Source organism: Roseovarius spongiae (assembly GCF_003651245.1).
Taxonomy (GTDB): domain Bacteria; phylum Pseudomonadota; class Alphaproteobacteria; order Rhodobacterales; family Rhodobacteraceae; genus Roseovarius; species Roseovarius spongiae.
In genome coordinates, this window is record NZ_RAPE01000004.1 from 181248 (window position 1) to 197833 (window position 16586).

The 16586-nt window shown below is 67.2% G+C and carries 18 protein-coding genes and 1 tRNA gene; 8 read left to right on the plus strand and 11 right to left on the minus strand.

Annotation, left to right across the window (positions count from 1 at the left end):
- Nucleotides 1-90: 90 nt before the first annotated feature.
- Together D6850_RS14435 and D6850_RS14440 are read right to left on the minus strand one after the other, a co-directional pair.
- Nucleotides 91-1314, minus strand: a complete 1224-nt coding sequence (locus D6850_RS14435; protein ID WP_121168215.1) for an MFS transporter — start codon at nucleotides 1312-1314, stop codon at nucleotides 91-93.
- Nucleotides 1315-1395: 81 nt separating this feature from the next.
- Nucleotides 1396-2727, minus strand: a complete 1332-nt coding sequence (locus D6850_RS14440) for a UDP-glucose dehydrogenase family protein (RefSeq protein ID WP_121168217.1) — start codon at nucleotides 2725-2727, stop codon at nucleotides 1396-1398.
- A gap of 244 nt (nucleotides 2728-2971) precedes the next feature.
- Here D6850_RS14440 and D6850_RS14445 point away from each other — a divergent pair, with 244 nt between their 5' ends.
- A complete protein-coding gene (locus D6850_RS14445) occupies nucleotides 2972-3931 on the plus strand; it encodes a KpsF/GutQ family sugar-phosphate isomerase (protein ID WP_121168219.1) in 960 nt (319 codons plus the stop codon).
- 265 nt (nucleotides 3932-4196) lie between these two features.
- Here the strand turns inward: D6850_RS14445 and D6850_RS14450 are convergent, their stop codons facing one another.
- On the minus strand, nucleotides 4197-4424 hold the full coding sequence (locus D6850_RS14450) for a DUF1127 domain-containing protein (protein WP_121168221.1): 228 nt from the start codon (nucleotides 4422-4424) through the stop codon (nucleotides 4197-4199).
- 253 nt (nucleotides 4425-4677) lie between these two features.
- Between D6850_RS14450 and D6850_RS14455 the strand changes: the two genes are divergently transcribed.
- Nucleotides 4678-5775, plus strand: a complete 1098-nt coding sequence (locus D6850_RS14455; RefSeq protein WP_121168223.1) for an Mrp/NBP35 family ATP-binding protein — start codon at nucleotides 4678-4680, stop codon at nucleotides 5773-5775.
- A 115-nt stretch (nucleotides 5776-5890) separates the two neighbouring features.
- Nucleotides 5891-6595, plus strand: coding sequence for an SGNH/GDSL hydrolase family protein (locus D6850_RS14460; protein ID WP_121168225.1), 705 nt, complete (start codon nucleotides 5891-5893; stop codon nucleotides 6593-6595).
- A gap of 58 nt (nucleotides 6596-6653) precedes the next feature.
- Here the strand turns inward: D6850_RS14460 and D6850_RS14465 are convergent, their stop codons facing one another.
- On the minus strand, nucleotides 6654-7175 hold the full coding sequence (locus D6850_RS14465; protein WP_245964198.1) for a peptidoglycan-binding domain-containing protein: 522 nt from the start codon (nucleotides 7173-7175) through the stop codon (nucleotides 6654-6656).
- Between the two features lie 211 nt (nucleotides 7176-7386).
- On the opposite strand from D6850_RS14465, the gene D6850_RS14470 reads away from it, so the two are divergent.
- Complete coding sequence (locus tag D6850_RS14470) at nucleotides 7387-7710, plus strand: 2Fe-2S iron-sulfur cluster-binding protein (protein ID WP_121168227.1); 324 nt, start codon at nucleotides 7387-7389, stop codon at nucleotides 7708-7710.
- Nucleotides 7711-7815: 105 nt separating this feature from the next.
- On the opposite strand, the gene purD is transcribed toward D6850_RS14470, so the two are convergent.
- Nucleotides 7816-9078, minus strand: coding sequence for a phosphoribosylamine--glycine ligase (gene purD, locus D6850_RS14475; protein ID WP_121168229.1), 1263 nt, complete (start codon nucleotides 9076-9078; stop codon nucleotides 7816-7818).
- A 156-nt stretch (nucleotides 9079-9234) separates the two neighbouring features.
- On the opposite strand from purD, the gene D6850_RS14480 reads away from it, so the two are divergent.
- The 4 genes from D6850_RS14480 to D6850_RS14495 all read left to right on the plus strand — a co-directional run bounded on the left by D6850_RS14480 (nucleotide 9235) and on the right by D6850_RS14495 (nucleotide 13099).
- On the plus strand, nucleotides 9235-9795 hold the full coding sequence (locus D6850_RS14480; protein ID WP_121168231.1) for a type 1 glutamine amidotransferase domain-containing protein: 561 nt from the start codon (nucleotides 9235-9237) through the stop codon (nucleotides 9793-9795).
- A gap of 41 nt (nucleotides 9796-9836) precedes the next feature.
- On the plus strand, nucleotides 9837-11318 hold the full coding sequence (gene xseA / locus D6850_RS14485; protein ID WP_121168233.1) for an exodeoxyribonuclease VII large subunit: 1482 nt from the start codon (nucleotides 9837-9839) through the stop codon (nucleotides 11316-11318).
- 142 nt (nucleotides 11319-11460) lie between these two features.
- Nucleotides 11461-12366: a LysR family transcriptional regulator gene (locus D6850_RS14490; RefSeq protein ID WP_121168235.1), complete on the plus strand. Its 906-nt coding sequence runs from the start codon at nucleotides 11461-11463 to the stop codon at nucleotides 12364-12366.
- 196 nt (nucleotides 12367-12562) lie between these two features.
- Entirely contained in the window at nucleotides 12563-13099 is a 537-nt protein-coding gene (locus tag D6850_RS14495; RefSeq protein ID WP_121168244.1) for an NADPH-dependent FMN reductase, read from the plus strand.
- A 26-nt stretch (nucleotides 13100-13125) separates the two neighbouring features.
- Here the strand turns inward: D6850_RS14495 and D6850_RS14500 are convergent, their stop codons facing one another.
- From D6850_RS14500 to D6850_RS14525, 6 genes are all read right to left on the minus strand, one after another.
- On the minus strand, nucleotides 13126-14367 hold the full coding sequence (locus D6850_RS14500; RefSeq protein ID WP_121168246.1) for an NAD(P)/FAD-dependent oxidoreductase: 1242 nt from the start codon (nucleotides 14365-14367) through the stop codon (nucleotides 13126-13128).
- Between the two features lie 60 nt (nucleotides 14368-14427).
- Complete coding sequence (locus tag D6850_RS14505) at nucleotides 14428-15183, minus strand: sulfite exporter TauE/SafE family protein (RefSeq protein ID WP_342769541.1); 756 nt, start codon at nucleotides 15181-15183, stop codon at nucleotides 14428-14430.
- On the minus strand, nucleotides 15180-15449 hold the full coding sequence (locus D6850_RS14510; protein WP_121168248.1) for a cytochrome C oxidase subunit IV family protein: 270 nt from the start codon (nucleotides 15447-15449) through the stop codon (nucleotides 15180-15182). Before D6850_RS14510 ends, D6850_RS14505 begins: the two co-directional genes overlap by 4 nt.
- Nucleotides 15450-15451: 2 nt before the next feature.
- Complete coding sequence (locus tag D6850_RS14515; RefSeq protein ID WP_121168250.1) at nucleotides 15452-16009, minus strand: cytochrome c oxidase subunit 3; 558 nt, start codon at nucleotides 16007-16009, stop codon at nucleotides 15452-15454.
- Between the two features lie 138 nt (nucleotides 16010-16147).
- Nucleotides 16148-16273 carry a type B 50S ribosomal protein L36 gene (ykgO, locus tag D6850_RS14520; protein WP_005850168.1) on the minus strand — a complete coding sequence of 42 codons (126 nt, stop codon included), beginning with the start codon at nucleotides 16271-16273 and terminating at the stop codon, nucleotides 16148-16150.
- Between the two features lie 81 nt (nucleotides 16274-16354).
- Nucleotides 16355-16429 (minus strand) — tRNA-Val (locus tag D6850_RS14525).
- Between the last annotated feature and the right edge of the window lie 157 nt (nucleotides 16430-16586).

Genomic DNA, 16586 nt, shown 5'->3' on the forward strand with positions numbered 1-16586 from the left:
TGCCCCCAACGGTATGGTACCGTGATCGTGCGCGCGGGGGGTGCGGGCTGTCAACTCCGCCCGGGTGTCCGGCGCGCGAAACGATCCGGTTCAGGCAAGCGCGGGTCTGGGCGCGCGCGGGTGGCGGGTGCGCAGCAGGATCGTCAGGATAATCGCGATATTGAGGAAGTTCCACGCGATGCCGTTCAGGAACGCCGCCTGATAGCTGCCGGTGATGTCGTAGATCCAGCCCGACATCCAGCCGCCCAGCGCCATGCCAAGCACCGTCGACATCATCACGAAACCGACCTGGCGGCCCGCCTCGCGGCCGGGCATGTATTCTCGCACCACCACCGCGTAGCTCGGGACGATCCCGCCCTGCGCCAGCCCGAAGATGGCCGAGACCACGTAAAGCGACACCAGCCCGTCGAAGGGCAGGTAGAAGAACAGCGCAACGCACTGCAGCGCAGAGCCGATCAGCAGCGTGCGCACCCCGCCAAGCCAGTCGGCTAGCAGCCCCGACGTGAGCCGCGACACAACCCCGCCCAGCAGCATCAGCGACAGCATCTGCCCGCCGACCATCGCGCCGAAGCCCAGATCAACGCAGAGCGCCACGATATGCACCTGCGGCATCGCCATCGCCATGCAGCAGCCGATTCCGGCCAGCGCCAGCAGATATTGCAGCGTGCGCGGGCTCATCCCCGCGCTGCCGGCGCGCTCGCGCGAAATCGCGTCCGAGCGCAGCGTCGCCGCCTCGGGCACCCGCCGGCGCAGCAGCAGCGACAGCGGAATCACCGCCGCCGGAATAGCGACCGCCAGCAGCAGGTAAACCGCGCGCCAGCCATCGTCCGCCAGCACGTTGCTCAGGATCAAGGGCCAGATCGCGCCGGACAGGTAGTTGCCGCTGGCGGTGATCGCCACGGCGATGCCGCGCCGCTTGAGGAACCAATGCGACACGTCGGCGATGAGCGGGCCAAAATTCGCCGCCGTGCCAAGACCGATCGCGACATGCAGAAGCGACAGCACGGTCGCCGAAGGGGTGGCCGCCGCGAGCGCCATGCTGACCGCGATCAGCGCCGCCGTTCCCGACAATGCGAGGGTGACGCCGAACCGGTCCACCATCCGCCCGATCAGCAGGTTGCCCAGCGCGTAACCCACCATCAGCATGGTGTAGGGTAGCGACGCCTCGGCCCGGTCCAGCCCGAATTCGGCCTGCACCGCAGGCATGACGATGACGATCGCCCACATGCCGACATTGCCCACCGTCGCGATCAGCAACGATATGGCGAGACGCAGCCAGGAATAGCGGCTGTCAAGGATGTCGGCGTCCGTCATGGCCGGACGTTAGGCCGGGGCCGCGACAGTGTCGAGAGGCGGAATGCCGAGCGGCGCGTCGCCGATCCGGGCCCCCTTCGCTCAGGTCTTCGCGTCAGGCATGAACCCCTTGCGGCCCACAGGTTCATAGGCCTCGAACCCCGCGCGGCGCGCGTCCTTCGGCGAATAGATGTTGCGCAAATCGGCCATGCGGGGATGGGCCATCTTTTTGGCGATGCGTTTCAGATCAAGCGCGCGAAACTCGTTCCACTCGGTCAGCAGAACGATCAGGTCGGCGTTGTTCGCCGCCTTGTAGGGATCGTCGAGCCAGCTGACGCCGGGCAGCAGCGCCTCGCCCTCGCGTTTGCCCTGCGGGTCGACCACGCGCACCTTGGCCCCGCCGCCCACCAGCGCGGGCACGATGGTCAGGCTGGGCGCGTCGCGCATGTCGTCGGTGTTAGGTTTGAACGTGACGCCGAGAACCGCGACCGTCTTGCCGTTGAAGCTGCCGTCGCAGAGGTCGAGCAGCTTGTCGGTCATGCGGCGCTTGACCTCCTCGTTGACGCTGACGACCTTCTCGGTGATCTGCATGGGCAGGCCGTGGTCCTGCCCGATCCGCGCCAGGGCCTTGGTGTCCTTGGGGAAACAGCTTCCGCCATAGCCCGGACCCGCGTGCAGGAACTTGTTGCCGATCCGCCCGTCAAGGCCGATCCCGTGGCTCACCCGCTTCACGTCCGCGCCGGTGCGTTCGCAAAGGGCGGCGATTTCGTTGATGAAGGTGATCTTGGTCGCCAGGAACGCGTTGGCGGCGTACTTGATCATCTCCGCGGACTCCAGATCGGTCGTCAGGATCGGGAAATCGCGCAGATACAGCGGGCGGTAGATCTCTTCCATCACCTCGCCCGCGCGCTCGGACTGCACGCCGACGACGACCCGGTCGGGCTTCATGAAATCGTCGATCGCCGCGCCTTCGCGCAGGAACTCGGGGTTGCTCGCCACGTCAAAATCCAGGTCGGGCCGCGCCTTTTTCACGACCTGTTTCACCAGCCGGTTGGTCCCGACGGGCACGGTGGACTTGGTCACGATCACCACGTAATCGGTCGCCGCCTTCGCGATCTCCTCGGCGGCGGCCATCACGTAGGTCAGGTCCGCATGCCCGTCGCCGCGCCGCGTGGGCGTGCCCACGGCGATGAACACCGCCTCGGCCCCGTCGACCGCCGCTTGCAGATCGGTGGTGAACGAGAGCCGCCCGGCCTCCACGTTCCTGGCCATGAGCGTGTCGAGCCCCGGTTCGAAGATCGGCACCTCGCCACGTTCGAGCATCTCGATCTTGGCCGGATCACGGTCGACGCAGACCACGTCATGTCCGAAGTCGGAAAAGCACACGCCGGAGACGAGGCCGACATAACCGGTTCCGATCATCGCGATTTTCATGCACTGCCCTCACGCCGATTTTTGTGCAACCTTGTGCGTCAGGGCCGGTTTCGAGTCAACGGTCGCGGCCGGGCAAGATTATTCGCCGAATAACCTTATCCGAAAAAATTCTCGAAATTTTCTTCCCCGTAACCATGCGATCGCCATCGGGAGCCGCGCAGGGCCGCCTGGCGCCCAACCCCGGGGGCTTTCCCCGCGCGCAGCGGCGCTGTATCACCACACGCAATCACCCCGGAGGACGCGCATGACCCGACAGCCCACCCCCACCGAGATCGCGCGCGACGTGCTGGGCATTGAGGCGGACGCGCTCTTGGCGATGCGCGACGCGCTGCCGGACGGGTTCGACGCGGTGGTAGAGCTTCTGCTGGGCGTCAAGGGGCGCGTGATCGTCTCGGGCATGGGCAAATCGGGCCATGTGGCGCACAAGATCGCCGCCACGATGGCCAGCACCGGTACGCCCGCGCAGGCGGTGCATCCCGGCGAGGCGAGCCACGGAGACCTCGGCATGGTCACGCCCGAGGACGCGGTGATCCTGATCTCGAACTCGGGCGAGACGCGCGAACTGGCCGATATCATCGCCCATACGCGGCGCTTTTCGATTCCGCTCGTCGGGATCACACGCAACGCGGGCAGCACGCTGGCGGGACAGGCCGATCACCTGTTGCAACTGCCCGACGCGCCCGAGGCCTGCGGCATCGGCATGGCGCCCACCACCAGCACCACCTGCACGATGGCGCTGGGCGATGCGCTGGCGGTGGCGCTGATGAAGTTGCGCGGCTTCGAGCGCGAGAACTTCCTCGCCTTCCATCCCGGCGGCACGCTCGGCGCGCAGCTCCTGACCGTGAGCGCAGTGATGCATGCGGGCCACGAACTGCCGGTCGTGCGCGAGAATACCGGCATGGGCGAAACGCTGATCGAGATGACCGCCAAGGGCTTTGGCGTCGCCGCCATCGTCGAGTGCGGCAAGCTCACCGGCGTCATCACCGACGGCGATCTGCGCCGCAATCTCGCCCATCTGATGGAGCGCGAGGCCGGCGAGGTCGCCACCCGCGGCCCCCGCACCACCCGCCCCGACGCGCTGCTGTCCGAGGCGCTGGGCGTGATGAACGCCAACAAGATCTCCGCCCTTTTCGTGGTCGACGAAGACGACGCGCTGCTGGGCCTCGTGCATATCCACGACGCGCTGCGCGCCGGCGTGGCGTGAGATCGGTGTGAAGCTGCTCGCGTAGAGGCCGTTACGAAAACTGAGAACGCGTCTTTCGTCTTTCACCCCCAATAAAAAAACGGCGACGCCAAGGGAGGAGAGGCGCCGCCGTTCAATCGCCACCGGCTCAGGGGAGGAGCGAGCGGGTGGTGTAGGGTCGGGCCATGTCGGCCCGGATCGTTAGGGCTGCGACCCCTAGGAGGAGGAGCGGGGCCGCAGCCATGTCGGATGCCCCTGGGGAGGAGGAGCGGGACACCCGATCGCGTTACGCCTCTTGGCGTGTTCCGTAGACGCTGTCATACGCCGTCGCGCGGATGTTGCCGCGCGACAGGCCGAGATCGGCCAGCTCGCGCGCGGTAAGCTGCGACAGTTCGTTGACGGTTTTCCTGTAGGCGCGGCGGCGCGCCACGGCCTGTGCGACATTGCCGATCAGTGCGGCTGCGCCATTTGCATGGCCGGAGCGCCGGATCAGGGCATTGGATGCGATAATCATCGGTCTACCTCTTTCATCTTGCGGGGCCAGCCATCGGGGCGGCCGCTCGTCGTGTTCGCTTGTGCCCCCTAGATAGCCGAATGCTGCACTTGCACAATCCCCCTGCGGCTCAATGCCGCTATGCGGCAATTGCATAAGTGAAACTGACCTAAGGTAAGGCGAACAAACGGGTTTACGGGTGCGACAGGGTCGCCCCTTGTCCCCTTGGGGAAAAACCGTCACCTATTGCGGCAATAGCAAGAGGAGATCGGCCATGAGTGTGACCCGCGCGCAGGTAGAGGCCCGGCTGGCGGAACTGGACCTGCCGGACGGGGGCGATCTGATGTCGCGCGACATGGTGCGCGCGCTCAGCGTAGAGGGCGGGCATGTCCGCTTCGTGATCGAAGCCCCCAACCCCGAAATCGCCCGCCGGATGGAGCCGCTGCGCGCCGCCGCCGAACGCGCCGTTTCCGCACTGGCCGGGGTGGAGAAGGTGAGCGCCGCGCTCACCGCGCACGGCCCTGCGGCCAAGGCGCCGCCCGCCGCCGGCGGCGAAACGAAAGAGCCGCCCAGCCTCAGGATCGGCGGCCACCCCAAGCCGACGCAGGCCAGCCTGAAACCCGCCAGCGTGAAATCCATTCTCGCCATCGGCTCGGGCAAGGGCGGCGTGGGCAAATCCACGGTGTCCTCGAACCTCGCCGTGGCGCTGGCGGGCGCGGGGCGCCGCGTCGGTCTGCTCGACGCCGACATCTACGGCCCCAGCCAGCCGCGCATGATGGGCGTGAACAAGCGCCCCGCCAGCCCTGACGGCAAGATTATCGAACCGCTGCACGCGCATGGCGTCACCATGATGTCCATCGGCCTGATGCTCGACCCGGACAAGGCCGTGGTCTGGCGCGGGCCGATGCTGATGGGGGCGCTGCAACAGATGATCTCACAGGTCAACTGGGGCGAGCTCGACGTCCTGATCGTCGATCTGCCGCCGGGCACGGGCGACGTGCAGCTCACGCTCTGCCAGAAGGCCGAACCCACGGGCGCCATCGTCGTCTCCACCCCGCAGGACGTGTCGCTGCTGGACGCGCGCAAGGCGATGGACATGTTCAACACGCTCAAGACGCCGGTGCTCGGCCTGATCGAGAACATGAGCACCTATGTCTGTCCCGAATGCGGGCACGAGGCGCATATCTTCGGGCATGGCGGCGTGCAGGCGGAGGCGAAAAGGCTCGACCTGCCCTTCCTCGGCGCGCTGCCCATCGACCTCGAGATGCGGCTCGCGGGGGACGCGGGCACGCCTGTCGCCGCCGGAAACGGGCCGATGGCCGAGGCCTACGCCGCGCTGGCGCAGCGGCTGATCGACGGCGGCATCGCCTGAAATTTCAGGTGCGACGCATCCGGCGCAGCGATCCGCGGTTGCATGACCGGGGGTCGTGCGGTTAAATTTCCCCACACCGGCGGTGGGGGCGCTACCGGACTGGTGAGTCGTGCGCATGCAAAAATTGATCCTCGGATTCCTGTTGGCCGCAACCCTGGCCATAACCCCCGGCGCGCCCGACGCCGCCGCCGCCGAGGCGCCCCGGCGTATCCTCGTGATCGGCGATTCGATGCTCGCCGCGCACCGGCTCTCGGGCCGCGCGGTGAGCAATGCGCTCGCCGGCGCGCTAGAGGCCCGCGTGACGGACCAGTCGATGATAGGCGCGCGAATCATCTACCGGCTGCCGATCTCCGGCGCGGTGCTGGGGCTCAATATCGGGCGGCAGTATCGCACGGGCGACTGGGACTGGGTGGTGGTCAACGGCGGCGGCAACGATTTGTGGATGGGTTGCGGCTGCACCCGGTGCCATCGCCGGATGGACCAACTGATCAACACGGCCGGCACCGGCGGGGAGATCGCCAAGCTGGTGGTGAAACTGCGCAAGACCGGCGCGAAGGTCGCCTGGGTCGGCTACCTGCGCAGCCCCGGCGTCGGCTCGCCGATCGAGCATTGCCGTGACGACGGGGATGAACTCGAACGCCGCATCGCTCGGCTGGCGGGGCATCTCGACGGGGTCTATTTCGTCTCGATCGCCGACCTGGTGCCGAATGGCGATCGCAGCTACCACGGCGCCGACATGATCCACCCTTCGCTGAAGGCCAGCCGCGAGATCGGGCTGCGCGTGGCGCGCACCATCCTGCGCGCCGAGGCCGGACGCTGAAGACTTTTCCCTGAAAAGTCTTGGCAAATCTCTTCTGGGAAGAGATTTGGCCGTGGGCCTATTCCGACGGCCGCTCGACCGCCACCAACCCCAGCCGACGCGCCGAGGACAGCGACAGGACCCCGCTGTCGAGCCCCTCGGGCGCCTGGTAGCGGCGCACCGCGGCGCGGGTGGGCGCGTCCATCTCGCCGGTGATCGTCCCGCGGTAAAGCCCGCGCGCCCGCAGCGCGCGTTGCAGCGAGGCCACGAATTCGGGCGTCCGGTCGGCGGCGCAAGGGGTTTCGAACCATGTCACCCTGCGGTCCTGTACGATGGCTTGCCGCGTCTCGGTCCGGTAGGCCGCCGGTTTGACGACCGTGCCGTCCTCCAGCACCTCTGCGGGTTGCAGCATCACATGATCGGTCACGGTCTCGATTACCGCGGGGGTGACCGCCTTGCCCCAGCAGGTGCCCGGTGCGGCGCCGGGCGGCGCCTCGGCCGCGCTCGGCAGGAGGTCCGGCTCTCCGGCGTCGGGCGACGCGGCGTCGCACGCCCCGAGCAGGCTCGCCGCCATCAGCAGCGGTGGAATTTGTCGGATCATCTGCGCGTCGCCCCGGTGCGGTCTCAGGCCCCGGACGTTAGACGCTTTCCCGGGGCTGTGAAAGGCGCGCGACCGCCAAGGCCGTGAAACCGGGCCAGTTGGCGAAGGATCGCCGCCATTCTTTGCGCGAAATGGCGCAGATTGCGCTGGTCTGCCACGGGCAGGTTCACTATCAGGTTGGCCGAGAAATGCAGCGAGAGGAGCCGCGACCATGGCGAAGATCACCTATATCGAGCATAACGGCACGGAGCATGTCGTCGAGGTGCCCAACGGCATGACGGTGATGGAAGGCGCGCGCGACAACAACATTCCGGGAATCGAGGCCGATTGCGGCGGCGCCTGCGCCTGCTCGACCTGCCATGTCTACGTCGCCCCGCAATGGGTGGACAAGCTGCCGCAGAAGGACGACATGGAAGAGGACATGCTCGACTTCGCGTTTGAACCTGACCCCGAACGCTCGCGCCTGACCTGCCAGCTCAAGGTGACGGACGCTCTCGACGGCCTCGTGGTGCAGATGCCCGAAAAGCAGATCTGACGCGCCGTTTGCGGGTGACGCAACGGGACAGACTGTCTCCTTTACCGGGACATCAAATCGCTGGGTGATCCCGGGCACGGCCGGGGGCGGCGGCGCGGCCGTCGCTCACAACGCCCGCCAGCCGATGTCGCGGCGGCAGAAGCCTTCGGGCCAGTCGATGCGGTCCACCATCGCGTAGGCGCGCTCGGCCGCCTCCTTCAACGTCGCCCCACGCGCCGTCACGTTGAGGACGCGCCCGCCGCTGGCCACCATCTGGCCGTCTGCGCGCGCGGTGCCGGCGTGAAACACCATCTGCGTGCTGTTTTCCGGGCAGGCGTCGAGCCCGCGGATCACGCTGCCCTTGGCGTAATCGCCGGGATAGCCCTTCGCGGCCATCACCACGGTCAGCGCGTGATCGTCGGCCCAGTTGACCGGGCAGTTCCCCAGCCGCCCTTCCGCGGCGGCGTGCATGAGGTCGAGCGCCTGCGCGCCGAGGCGCATCATCAGCACCTGGCATTCCGGATCGCCGAAGCGCACGTTGTATTCCACCAGCCGCGCGCGGCCCGCCTCGATCATCAGCCCGGCATAGAGCACGCCCCTGAAGGGTGTGCCGCGGCGCGCCATCTCGGCCACGGTGGGGCGGACGATCTCGTCCATCGCGCGGGCCTCGATCTCCGGCGTCAGCACCGGCGCGGGGGAATAGGCGCCCATGCCCCCGGTGTTGGGGCCGGTATCACCCTCGCCCACGCGCTTGTGATCCTGGGCGCCGCCGATGGGCAGCACCGTCTCGCCGTCGCAGAGCACGAAGAGCGAAGCCTCTTCGCCGGTCATGAACTCCTCGATCACCAGCTCGGCCCCAGCCTGTCCGAACTCACCGGCGAACATGTCGTCGATGGCGGCGTGGGCCTCGGCCACGCTCTCGGCGATGATGACGCCCTTGCCCGCGGCAAGGCCGTCCGCCTTGACCACGATGGGAGCGCCTTTTGTCTGCACATATTCCTTCGCCGAAGCTGCGTCGGTGAAGTGCCCGTAGGCGGCGGTCGGGGCCCCGGCGGCGTCGCAGATTTCCTTGGTGAAGCTCTTGGACGCCTCGAGCCGCGCCGCCGCCGCCGAGGGGCCGAAGGTCAGCACGCCCGCATCGCGCAGCCGGTCGGCCACGCCGGCGGCCAGCGGCGCCTCGGGGCCGACGATCACCAGGTCGATGGATTCCTCCTCGGCAAAGGCCGCGACCCGCCCCGCATCCATGATGTCGAGCGCGGCGCATTCCGCGATGCCGCTGATGCCCGCGTTGCCGGGCGCGACGATCAGGCGGTCGCATTTCGGGTTCTGCAACACCGCCCATGCAAGCGCGTGTTCACGTCCGCCGCCGCCGAGGATCAGGATATTCATGCCGCTCTCCTTGCGCCCAGGGACCGCCAGCGGCCCCGGTGCTTCTCATAGGGGCCGGCAATTCCGCGCGCAAGACGTGCAGCCGCAGGAACATGGCCGCGCGGGCCGCGTTGGATCCCAAGTGACACACCGGAAAACAATGGAAAGGAAAGTTCGATGCCTGACATTTCCAACAAGAAGATCGCCATCCTCGCCACCAACGGCTTTGAGCAGTCCGAGCTGGAGCATCCCCGCGACGCGCTGCGCAATGCCGGGGCCGAGGTCCATGTCATCGCGCCCGGCGGCAGCGAGATCCGCGGCTGGGACGAAGACGACTGGGGCGATAAGGTCAACGTGGACCACACGCTCGACGCAGTGAAATCCGCCGACTACGACGCGCTGGTGCTGCCCGGCGGGCAGATCAATCCCGACCTGCTGCGCGTTGATGAGGACGCGGTGCGCTTCGTGCGCTCCTTCTGGGAGGCGAAGAAACCCATCGGCGCCATATGCCACGCAGCATGGCTGCTGATCGAGGCCGAAATCGTCGAGGGGCGCGAGCTGACCTCCTACCATTCGGTTCGCACGGACGTCGAGAACGCCGGCGGCAACTGGCGCGATGAGGAAGTGGTCGTCGATCAGGGGCTGGTGACGAGCCGCAACCCCGGCGATCTCGAGGCGTTCAGCGCCAAGCTGATCGAGGAGATCAGCGAAGGGAAACACCGCGACCGCGCGGCCTGACCCCCTTTGCTTCCGCGCCGGGATGGGGCAATCATGCGGTCATGTCCGATCTCATCGACGACCCCGTTCCGGGGCGGAACATCCCCGAATACACCGTCTCGGAAATCTCCGGGGAGGTGAAGCGCACGCTGGAAGGCGCCTTCGGGCGCGTGCGCGTGCGCGGCGAGGTGGGCCGCGTGTTCAAGGCCCGCTCGGGCCACCTCTATTATGACGTCAAAGACGACCGCAACGTGCTGGCCTGCACCACCTGGAAGGGGCAGTTGGCGCGGCTCTCCGTCATTCCCGAAGAAGGGTTGGAGGTCATCGTCACCGGGCGGCTGACCGCCTTCGGGCAGCAATCGAAATATAACATGAACGTCGAGGAGGTCGCCGTCGCCGGCGCCGGCGCGCTGATGGCGATGCTGGAAAAGCGCAAGGCGGCGCTGGCCGCCGAGGGGCTCTTCGCGCCCGAGCGCAAGCGGCGTCTGCCCTACCTGCCCGAAATCATCGGCGTCGTCACGTCGCCTTCGGGCGCGGTGATCCGCGATATCCTTCACCGCCTGCGCGAGCGGTTTCCGCGGAAGGTGCTGATCTGGCCCGTCGCGGTGCAGGGCGCAAACTGCGCGCCCGAGGTCGCGCGCGCGATCCGGGGCTTCAACGCGCTTACTCCGGGAGGGGCGTTGCCGCGGCCCGACCTCATCATCGTCGCGCGCGGCGGCGGGTCGATCGAGGATTTGTGGGGCTTCAACGAAGAAATCGTCGTGCGCGCGGCGGCGGAGTCGGCGATTCCGCTGATTTCCGCCGTGGGGCATGAAACCGACACCACGCTGATCGACCACGCCGCCGACCGGCGCGCGCCTACGCCGACCGCCGCCGCCGAACTGGCGGTGCCGGTGCGGCTTGAGCTGATGGCGTGGCTGGACGGGATGGACGCGCGGCTGACCCGCGCGCTGAGCGGCGCGGTGGCGCAGCGCGGGCAGCGGCTACGCGATCTCGCGCGCGCCCTGCCGCGCGCCGACAGCCTGCTGGACGGTCCGCGCCAGCGGCTCGACCTCTGGGCCGAGCGTCTGCCCGCGGCGCTGATCCGGGGCGTGCATATCCGCCGCGTCAAGCTGTCGGAAACCAGCGGCAGCCTGCGCCCGAGCGTGCTGCGGCGCGGCCTTCAGGCGGATGCGCGGCGGCTCGAGACGGCGGCGGCGCGGCTGACCCGGGTGGCCCCGACGACCGGAATCGCGCGCCAGCGCGAAGAGCTGACCCGCGCCGCCGCGCGGCTGGATGACGCGGGGGCGCGACAGGTGCGCGGCTGGCGCGATCGGCTGACCGCGCTCGACCGGCTGCGCGAGACGCTGGGCTACAAGGCGACGCTCGCGCGCGGCTACGCGGTGGTGCGCGGCGAGGGCGATGTGGTGACGACCCGCGCGGCCGCCGCCGCCGCGCAGGCGCTCGAAATCGAATTCGCGGACGGACGGCTGAACGTGGGCGGCGGCCCGAGGGCGAAACCGAAGGCAAAAACAGACAAGCCGGAGCAGGGATCGCTGTTCTGATCGGCGTCACGAGCTGCTTTCACATTTCTGTGTCACGAACGATCCAACACAAAACCCCGATATTGTCTGTCCCCCGCCCCAGTTGCGCCTGATTGTCCCGGCATATCTCACGCCAACAAGACGGAATCAGAGGTATGCGCAGATGGATCGCCTGACAGAAATGGAGGCCTTCGCCACGGTGGTGGATCAGGGGGGCTTCACCGATGCCGCGCGCAAGATGGGGATCTCTAAATCCGCCGTGTCCAAGCATGTCTCGTCGCTCGAGGCGCGGCTTGGCGCGCGGCTCTTGAACCGCACCACGCGGCGCGTCAGCCCGACCGAAATCGGACTTGCCTATTATGACCGGGCGCTGCGCGTACTGAACGACGCCGGTGAGGCGGACGCGCTCGTCAGTTCCATGCAGAGCGATCCCTCGGGCCTTCTGCGAATCAGCGTGGCGACCGATTTCGGCGTCAATCACCTGAGCCCGGTGCTGGGCACGTTTCTTGACGAATTCCCTGACATCACCGTCAACATGGTGCTGAACAACCGCTACGTGGAGCTGATTTCCGAAGGCTTCGACATGGCGATCCGCATCGGCGAGCTCGAGGACAGCACCCTGCGCGCCCGCAAGCTGACCGAGACGACGAAACGGATGATCGCGGCGCCCTCCTATATCGCAAAGTACGGCCGGCCCCAGAAGATCGACGACCTGAACGAGCACAAGCTGCTGCATTATTCGAGCCAGTCGGGCGGCAGCGTGTGGAAGCTGACTGCGCCCTCGGGCGAGAAACGCCAGGTGCGCACCGCCGGCGGGCTGTCGGTGAATGACGGTCAGTCGCTGTTGAACGCCGCGATTTCGGGGCTTGGAATCGCCTACCTACCAAGCTTTCTCTACGCCGAGGCGATGGCCAAGGGGCTGGTCGAGGACGTGATCCCCGACCTGCCGGTCGAGACGCAGGGCATCTACGCCGTCTACCCGCCCGGCCGGTTCACCCAACCCAAGGTGCGCGCCTTCATTGATTTCCTGGTTCACGCCTTCATGGACAAGGGACCGACCGACTGGTGACATGACTTTCCTCCCCCGCCCGCATGTCAGGGCCAACTGCCCCGGTCGCCCGTTCCCGCGACCGGGGCTTTTTCTTGGCCGGGGTGCGTGCGGCTGATGGCGCGGGTCGCGCACAAGGATTGTGCGCGCCTTCGCCTTGCCCAAAGGCCCCGCGTGCGTCACATCAATGGGCGAGAAAAAAACAAAAGGTCATTTCATGTCCAAGCCCAATCTCCTGCTCATGTCCGGATCGCTTCGCCAGGCGTCTTACAACAAGAAACTGCTGCGCGAGGCGGTGCGCGCGTTCGGAGAGGCCGAAGCGGTGGAGGCGGATCTGAATCTGCCGCTTTATGACGGCGATCTCGAATCAAGGGGCCTGCCGCCGGGGGTGGTCACGCTGATGGACCAGGTGCGCGACACCGATGCGTTACTGATCGGGGCGCCCGAGTATAACAAGGGCATGTCCGGCGTGCTGAAGAACGCGACCGACTGGCTGAGCCGCGCGAAGCAATCCGTGCTCAAGGACAAGATCGCCGTGGTGATGTCCGCCACCGGCGGGCGCACGGGCGGCGAGGTGGCGCATTTCATGACCGTGAACAACCTGATCCAGTTGCAGGTGCAGGTCGTGCACGGGCCGCTGATCCTTGTCGCCAAGGCGCAAGAGGAATTCGGCGAGGATGGCCGCTTGAACAACGAGTTCCTGCAGGGTCAGCTTCGCGACCGGATGGCGCGTCTGCGCGCAATGCTGGCGTAGGCCGGGCTTGGGCCCGGCGCGACCGCTCAGCCGGACCGATTCGCATCGAAGGCGGCGATGTCGGCGTTGCGCGTCCGGCCCGAAATGATATCGGCGACCCAGCGCCCGGTCTTCGGTCCGCCGGTCAGGCCGATATGCTGATGTCCGAAGGCCGCGATGACGCCGCTGCCGCCGATCTCTCCGATAAGTGGGAGGCAATCCGGTGTCGATGGGCGGAATCCCATCCATTCCTCCGCCGTTTCATGTTCCAGGCCTGGGAATACCTCGGCAATGCGGCGACGCATGAGGGCGTAGGGCGCGCGCGATGGCGGCGCCTTGGTGTTGCCCAGCTCGACCATGCCGGCGCAGCGCAGTCCGTGGGCCATGGGGGTCGCCACGAACTTGCCGGCTGTTATCATCAGCGGCGTTCTGGGTTTCACCGATGACGCGCTGAATTGCAGATGGTAGCCGCGCTCAGCGACCAGCGGCGCCCTGATCCCGAGCTTGCGCGCCAGCGGCTCGGACCAGATGCCCGCCGACAGGACCACAGCGTCACAGCTGAGCGCGCCGCGATCGGTGACGACCTCGGAAATGCGCCCGTCCGTGAGCGTCACGTCGCGCATCTCGGCCTGCATGTAAGCGCCGCCCTCGGCCTCGAACACGCTCGCCAGATCGGCCATGTATGCGCCCGGATTGGAGATATACCCGTGGTTGCGCAGCATCGCGAGACATTGCTGGGTCGGCGCAAGCGACGGTTCGGCCTCCTGCACTGCCGGGCCTTCGATCACCTCGGGGATGAACCCGGATTCGCGCTTGAGCGCCCAGTCATAGGCGTCCGCGTCGAACGCCGCGCGATTGCGGTAGACGAAACCGAAATCGCTACCGGAGATCCATTTCTCCGCGCCTGTGCCACGGGCCAGGGCGCGGTGCTGGTCGACGCTGTCATGCAGAAGATCGTAGAGCGCGGCAGAGGTGGAGCGCGTGCGCGAATCGGTGCTGTTGGAAACGAACTTCGCCAGCCACGGAACGAGCCGGGGAAGATATGCGTATTGCAACCAGAGCGGCCCGTCCCGCGACAGCAGGTAGCCCAGCCCGGCGCGCGCGATCCCGGGCGTGTTCATCGGCACGATGCCCCATTCCGCAAGCAGCCCGGCATTGCCCTGCGAAGCGCCCGCGCCCGGATAGTCGCGGTCGATCAGCGTGACGGAATGGCCCGCGCGGCGCAGCCAGATGGCCGAGGAAAGCCCGCAGATGCCTGCGCCGATGACGATGACGGTTCGTGTGGTCATGTTGGCTCGTACCCTTCACAAGATCGCCCCACCTAACCGCAGCGATGCGCGCGCGGCAAGTCAGCGCAGGAAGAACAGAACGCTCATCACGAGGCCGACCAGAACGATAAAGATCCGCAGGTGGTTCGGGTTGGCGATTCTCCGGCTCAGTCCCGCCCCCATGAGCCCGCCCGCCGTGGCCGCCAGCGCGACGGGCGCGGCGGCCTCCCAGGCGATCACGCCGGCGGGGATGAAGGCCAACACCGGTATCAGCGACAGGATCACCGACAGCGCGTTCTTCAGCCCGTTCATCGCGTGCAGGTCCGAGTAGCCCAGCAGCCCGAACGCGGCGAGCAGCATGATCCCCAGCCCGCCGTTGAAATACCCGCCATAGATCGACACCGCGACCAGCACGACGAAGGACAGAACGGGCCCCGCATCGGGCAGACCCCGTGCGCGCAGGCGCCGGATCAGCGCGGGGCCGGCGGCAAACAGCGCGGTGGCGAGCAGCAACAGCCACGGCACGATGCCCGAGAACACCGCGTCCGACGTGAGCAGCAGCAGCGCCGCCCCCGCGAGGCTGCCGATTCCCGAGGCGATCACGATCCCGCGCAGCGACAGACGCCCCTCGGCGCGCAGGTCGCGCCGGAATCCCCAGGCGCTGCTGAGATAGCCCGGCAGGGCCGAAAGCGTCGCGGTCGCGTTGGCCGCGACCGGAGGGATGCCGACGAAGATCAGCGCGGGCAGCGTCAGGAACGTCCCGCCCCCCGCGATGGCGTTGAGCACGCCGGCGGCGAAACCGGCGACGACCAGCAGGGCGAGATCGGCCAGCGTCACAGCAACGGCCCCAGGTAGAGCCCGAGCAGCAGCAGGCAGAAGAGGCTCAGCGCGAGGTTGAACCCGCGCCGCCAGGACGGCGCCTCGGCCAGCCCGAGATAGCGCGCGAGGATGATCCGCGCCTTCATCAGCGCCAGGAACAGCACCAGTGTCCCGGTGACGCGCGGATCAAAGCCGAGGTTCACCAGTTCGGCGACGATGGTGGTGGCGCCGCTCAGCACAAGCAGGGAAATCCACGCGAAGGTCAGTTTGTCGGGTCTGGTCATGGTCACGCCAACAGGTAGACGACGGGGAAGAGCAGCACCCAGACGAGATCGACCATGTGCCAGAAGGCGGCGCCGGTCTCGATGTTCTCGGGCGAATCGCGCCACGCGATCAAGAGCAGCACGAGAACGCCCGCGATCACGTGGGCGGCGTGGAACCCGGTCAGCAGGTAGTAGAACATGAAGAAGGGGTGGGTTTCGTAGGTGATTCCCTGCGCCGCCTTGTCGGCGTATTCGATCCACTTGATGACCAGGAACGCCACGCCCAGGAGCGCCGCGCCGATCAGGGCCAGCCGCGCCGCCACGCGGCGGGTCGCATTGCGCCATTTCAGGGCGAGCGCGGCGAGAAACCCGCTCGAGATCAGGACGATCGTGTTGATCGCCGCGCCCACGCGATGCAGATGCGTCTGCGCCTCGGCAAAGCCGACGGGATCGGTCAGCCGCACCGACAGGAAGGCGGTGAAGCCCGCGCCGAAGACCAGCAGTTCGCTGATGATCAGCACCCAGATCAGCAGGTCGCCCGGCAGTTCCTCGAGCAGCGAGGGCGTTGGCGTGTGGGTCATGGTCGTCTCCGAACCCGGAACGGTCGATGCCCTAGCGCGAAGGCGCGGCCCCTTCAACCCTCCGGGCACGCATGCGAAAACCCCCGCCCTGCGAACAGGGCGGGGGTTGAAATCGGCCGCCCGACGGGCGGGCGTCGCTCAGCCCTGGCGGGCCTTGAAGCGGCGCTGGGTCTTGTTGATGACGTAGACGCGGCCTTTGCGGCGCACCACGCGGCAATCCCGGTGCCGGTTCTTGAGCGAACGAAGCGAGTTGCGAACTTTCATCGTCGTCTCCTCCTTTGTGCGGCGCGGGCCAGCGCCTTTGGGTTTGCGGGCGTCCCGGGCGGACCCGGAACAGTGGATTCATGGTGGGCGATACTAGGTTCGAACTAGTGACCCCTTCGATGTCAACGAAGTGCTCTACCGCTGAGCTAATCGCCCATGAATGCCGGCCTGGACATGCGCCCCAACGAATAGGGGCGCGGAAGTCCGCGCCGGTGGCCGGTCTATAAAAGAACGCGATGCGGGGATCAAGGGCTTTTGGTTCGGGAAAAAAACGCGCTATCATGAAGGCCGCACCGATGAAAGTTGCCCGTCA

Coding starts and splice junctions, on each gene's coding strand:
- D6850_RS14435 (WP_121168215.1), bottom strand. CDS start 1,314: ATGACGGACGCCGACATCCTTGACAGCCGCTATTCCTGGCTGCGTCTC.
- D6850_RS14440 (WP_121168217.1), bottom strand. CDS start 2,727: ATGAAAATCGCGATGATCGGAACCGGTTATGTCGGCCTCGTCTCCGGC.
- D6850_RS14445 (WP_121168219.1), top strand. CDS start 2,972: ATGACCCGACAGCCCACCCCCACCGAGATCGCGCGCGACGTGCTGGGC.
- D6850_RS14450 (WP_121168221.1), bottom strand. CDS start 4,424: ATGATTATCGCATCCAATGCCCTGATCCGGCGCTCCGGCCATGCAAAT.
- D6850_RS14455 (WP_121168223.1), top strand. CDS start 4,678: ATGAGTGTGACCCGCGCGCAGGTAGAGGCCCGGCTGGCGGAACTGGAC.
- D6850_RS14460 (WP_121168225.1), top strand. CDS start 5,891: ATGCAAAAATTGATCCTCGGATTCCTGTTGGCCGCAACCCTGGCCATA.
- D6850_RS14465 (WP_245964198.1), bottom strand. CDS start 7,175: ATGATCCGACAAATTCCACCGCTGCTGATGGCGGCGAGCCTGCTCGGG.
- D6850_RS14470 (WP_121168227.1), top strand. CDS start 7,387: ATGGCGAAGATCACCTATATCGAGCATAACGGCACGGAGCATGTCGTC.
- purD (WP_121168229.1), bottom strand. CDS start 9,078: ATGAATATCCTGATCCTCGGCGGCGGCGGACGTGAACACGCGCTTGCA.
- D6850_RS14480 (WP_121168231.1), top strand. CDS start 9,235: ATGCCTGACATTTCCAACAAGAAGATCGCCATCCTCGCCACCAACGGC.
- xseA (WP_121168233.1), top strand. CDS start 9,837: ATGTCCGATCTCATCGACGACCCCGTTCCGGGGCGGAACATCCCCGAA.
- D6850_RS14490 (WP_121168235.1), top strand. CDS start 11,461: ATGGATCGCCTGACAGAAATGGAGGCCTTCGCCACGGTGGTGGATCAG.
- D6850_RS14495 (WP_121168244.1), top strand. CDS start 12,563: ATGTCCAAGCCCAATCTCCTGCTCATGTCCGGATCGCTTCGCCAGGCG.
- D6850_RS14500 (WP_121168246.1), bottom strand. CDS start 14,367: ATGACCACACGAACCGTCATCGTCATCGGCGCAGGCATCTGCGGGCTT.
- D6850_RS14510 (WP_121168248.1), bottom strand. CDS start 15,449: ATGACCAGACCCGACAAACTGACCTTCGCGTGGATTTCCCTGCTTGTG.
- D6850_RS14515 (WP_121168250.1), bottom strand. CDS start 16,009: ATGACCCACACGCCAACGCCCTCGCTGCTCGAGGAACTGCCGGGCGAC.
- ykgO (WP_005850168.1), bottom strand. CDS start 16,273: ATGAAAGTTCGCAACTCGCTTCGTTCGCTCAAGAACCGGCACCGGGAT.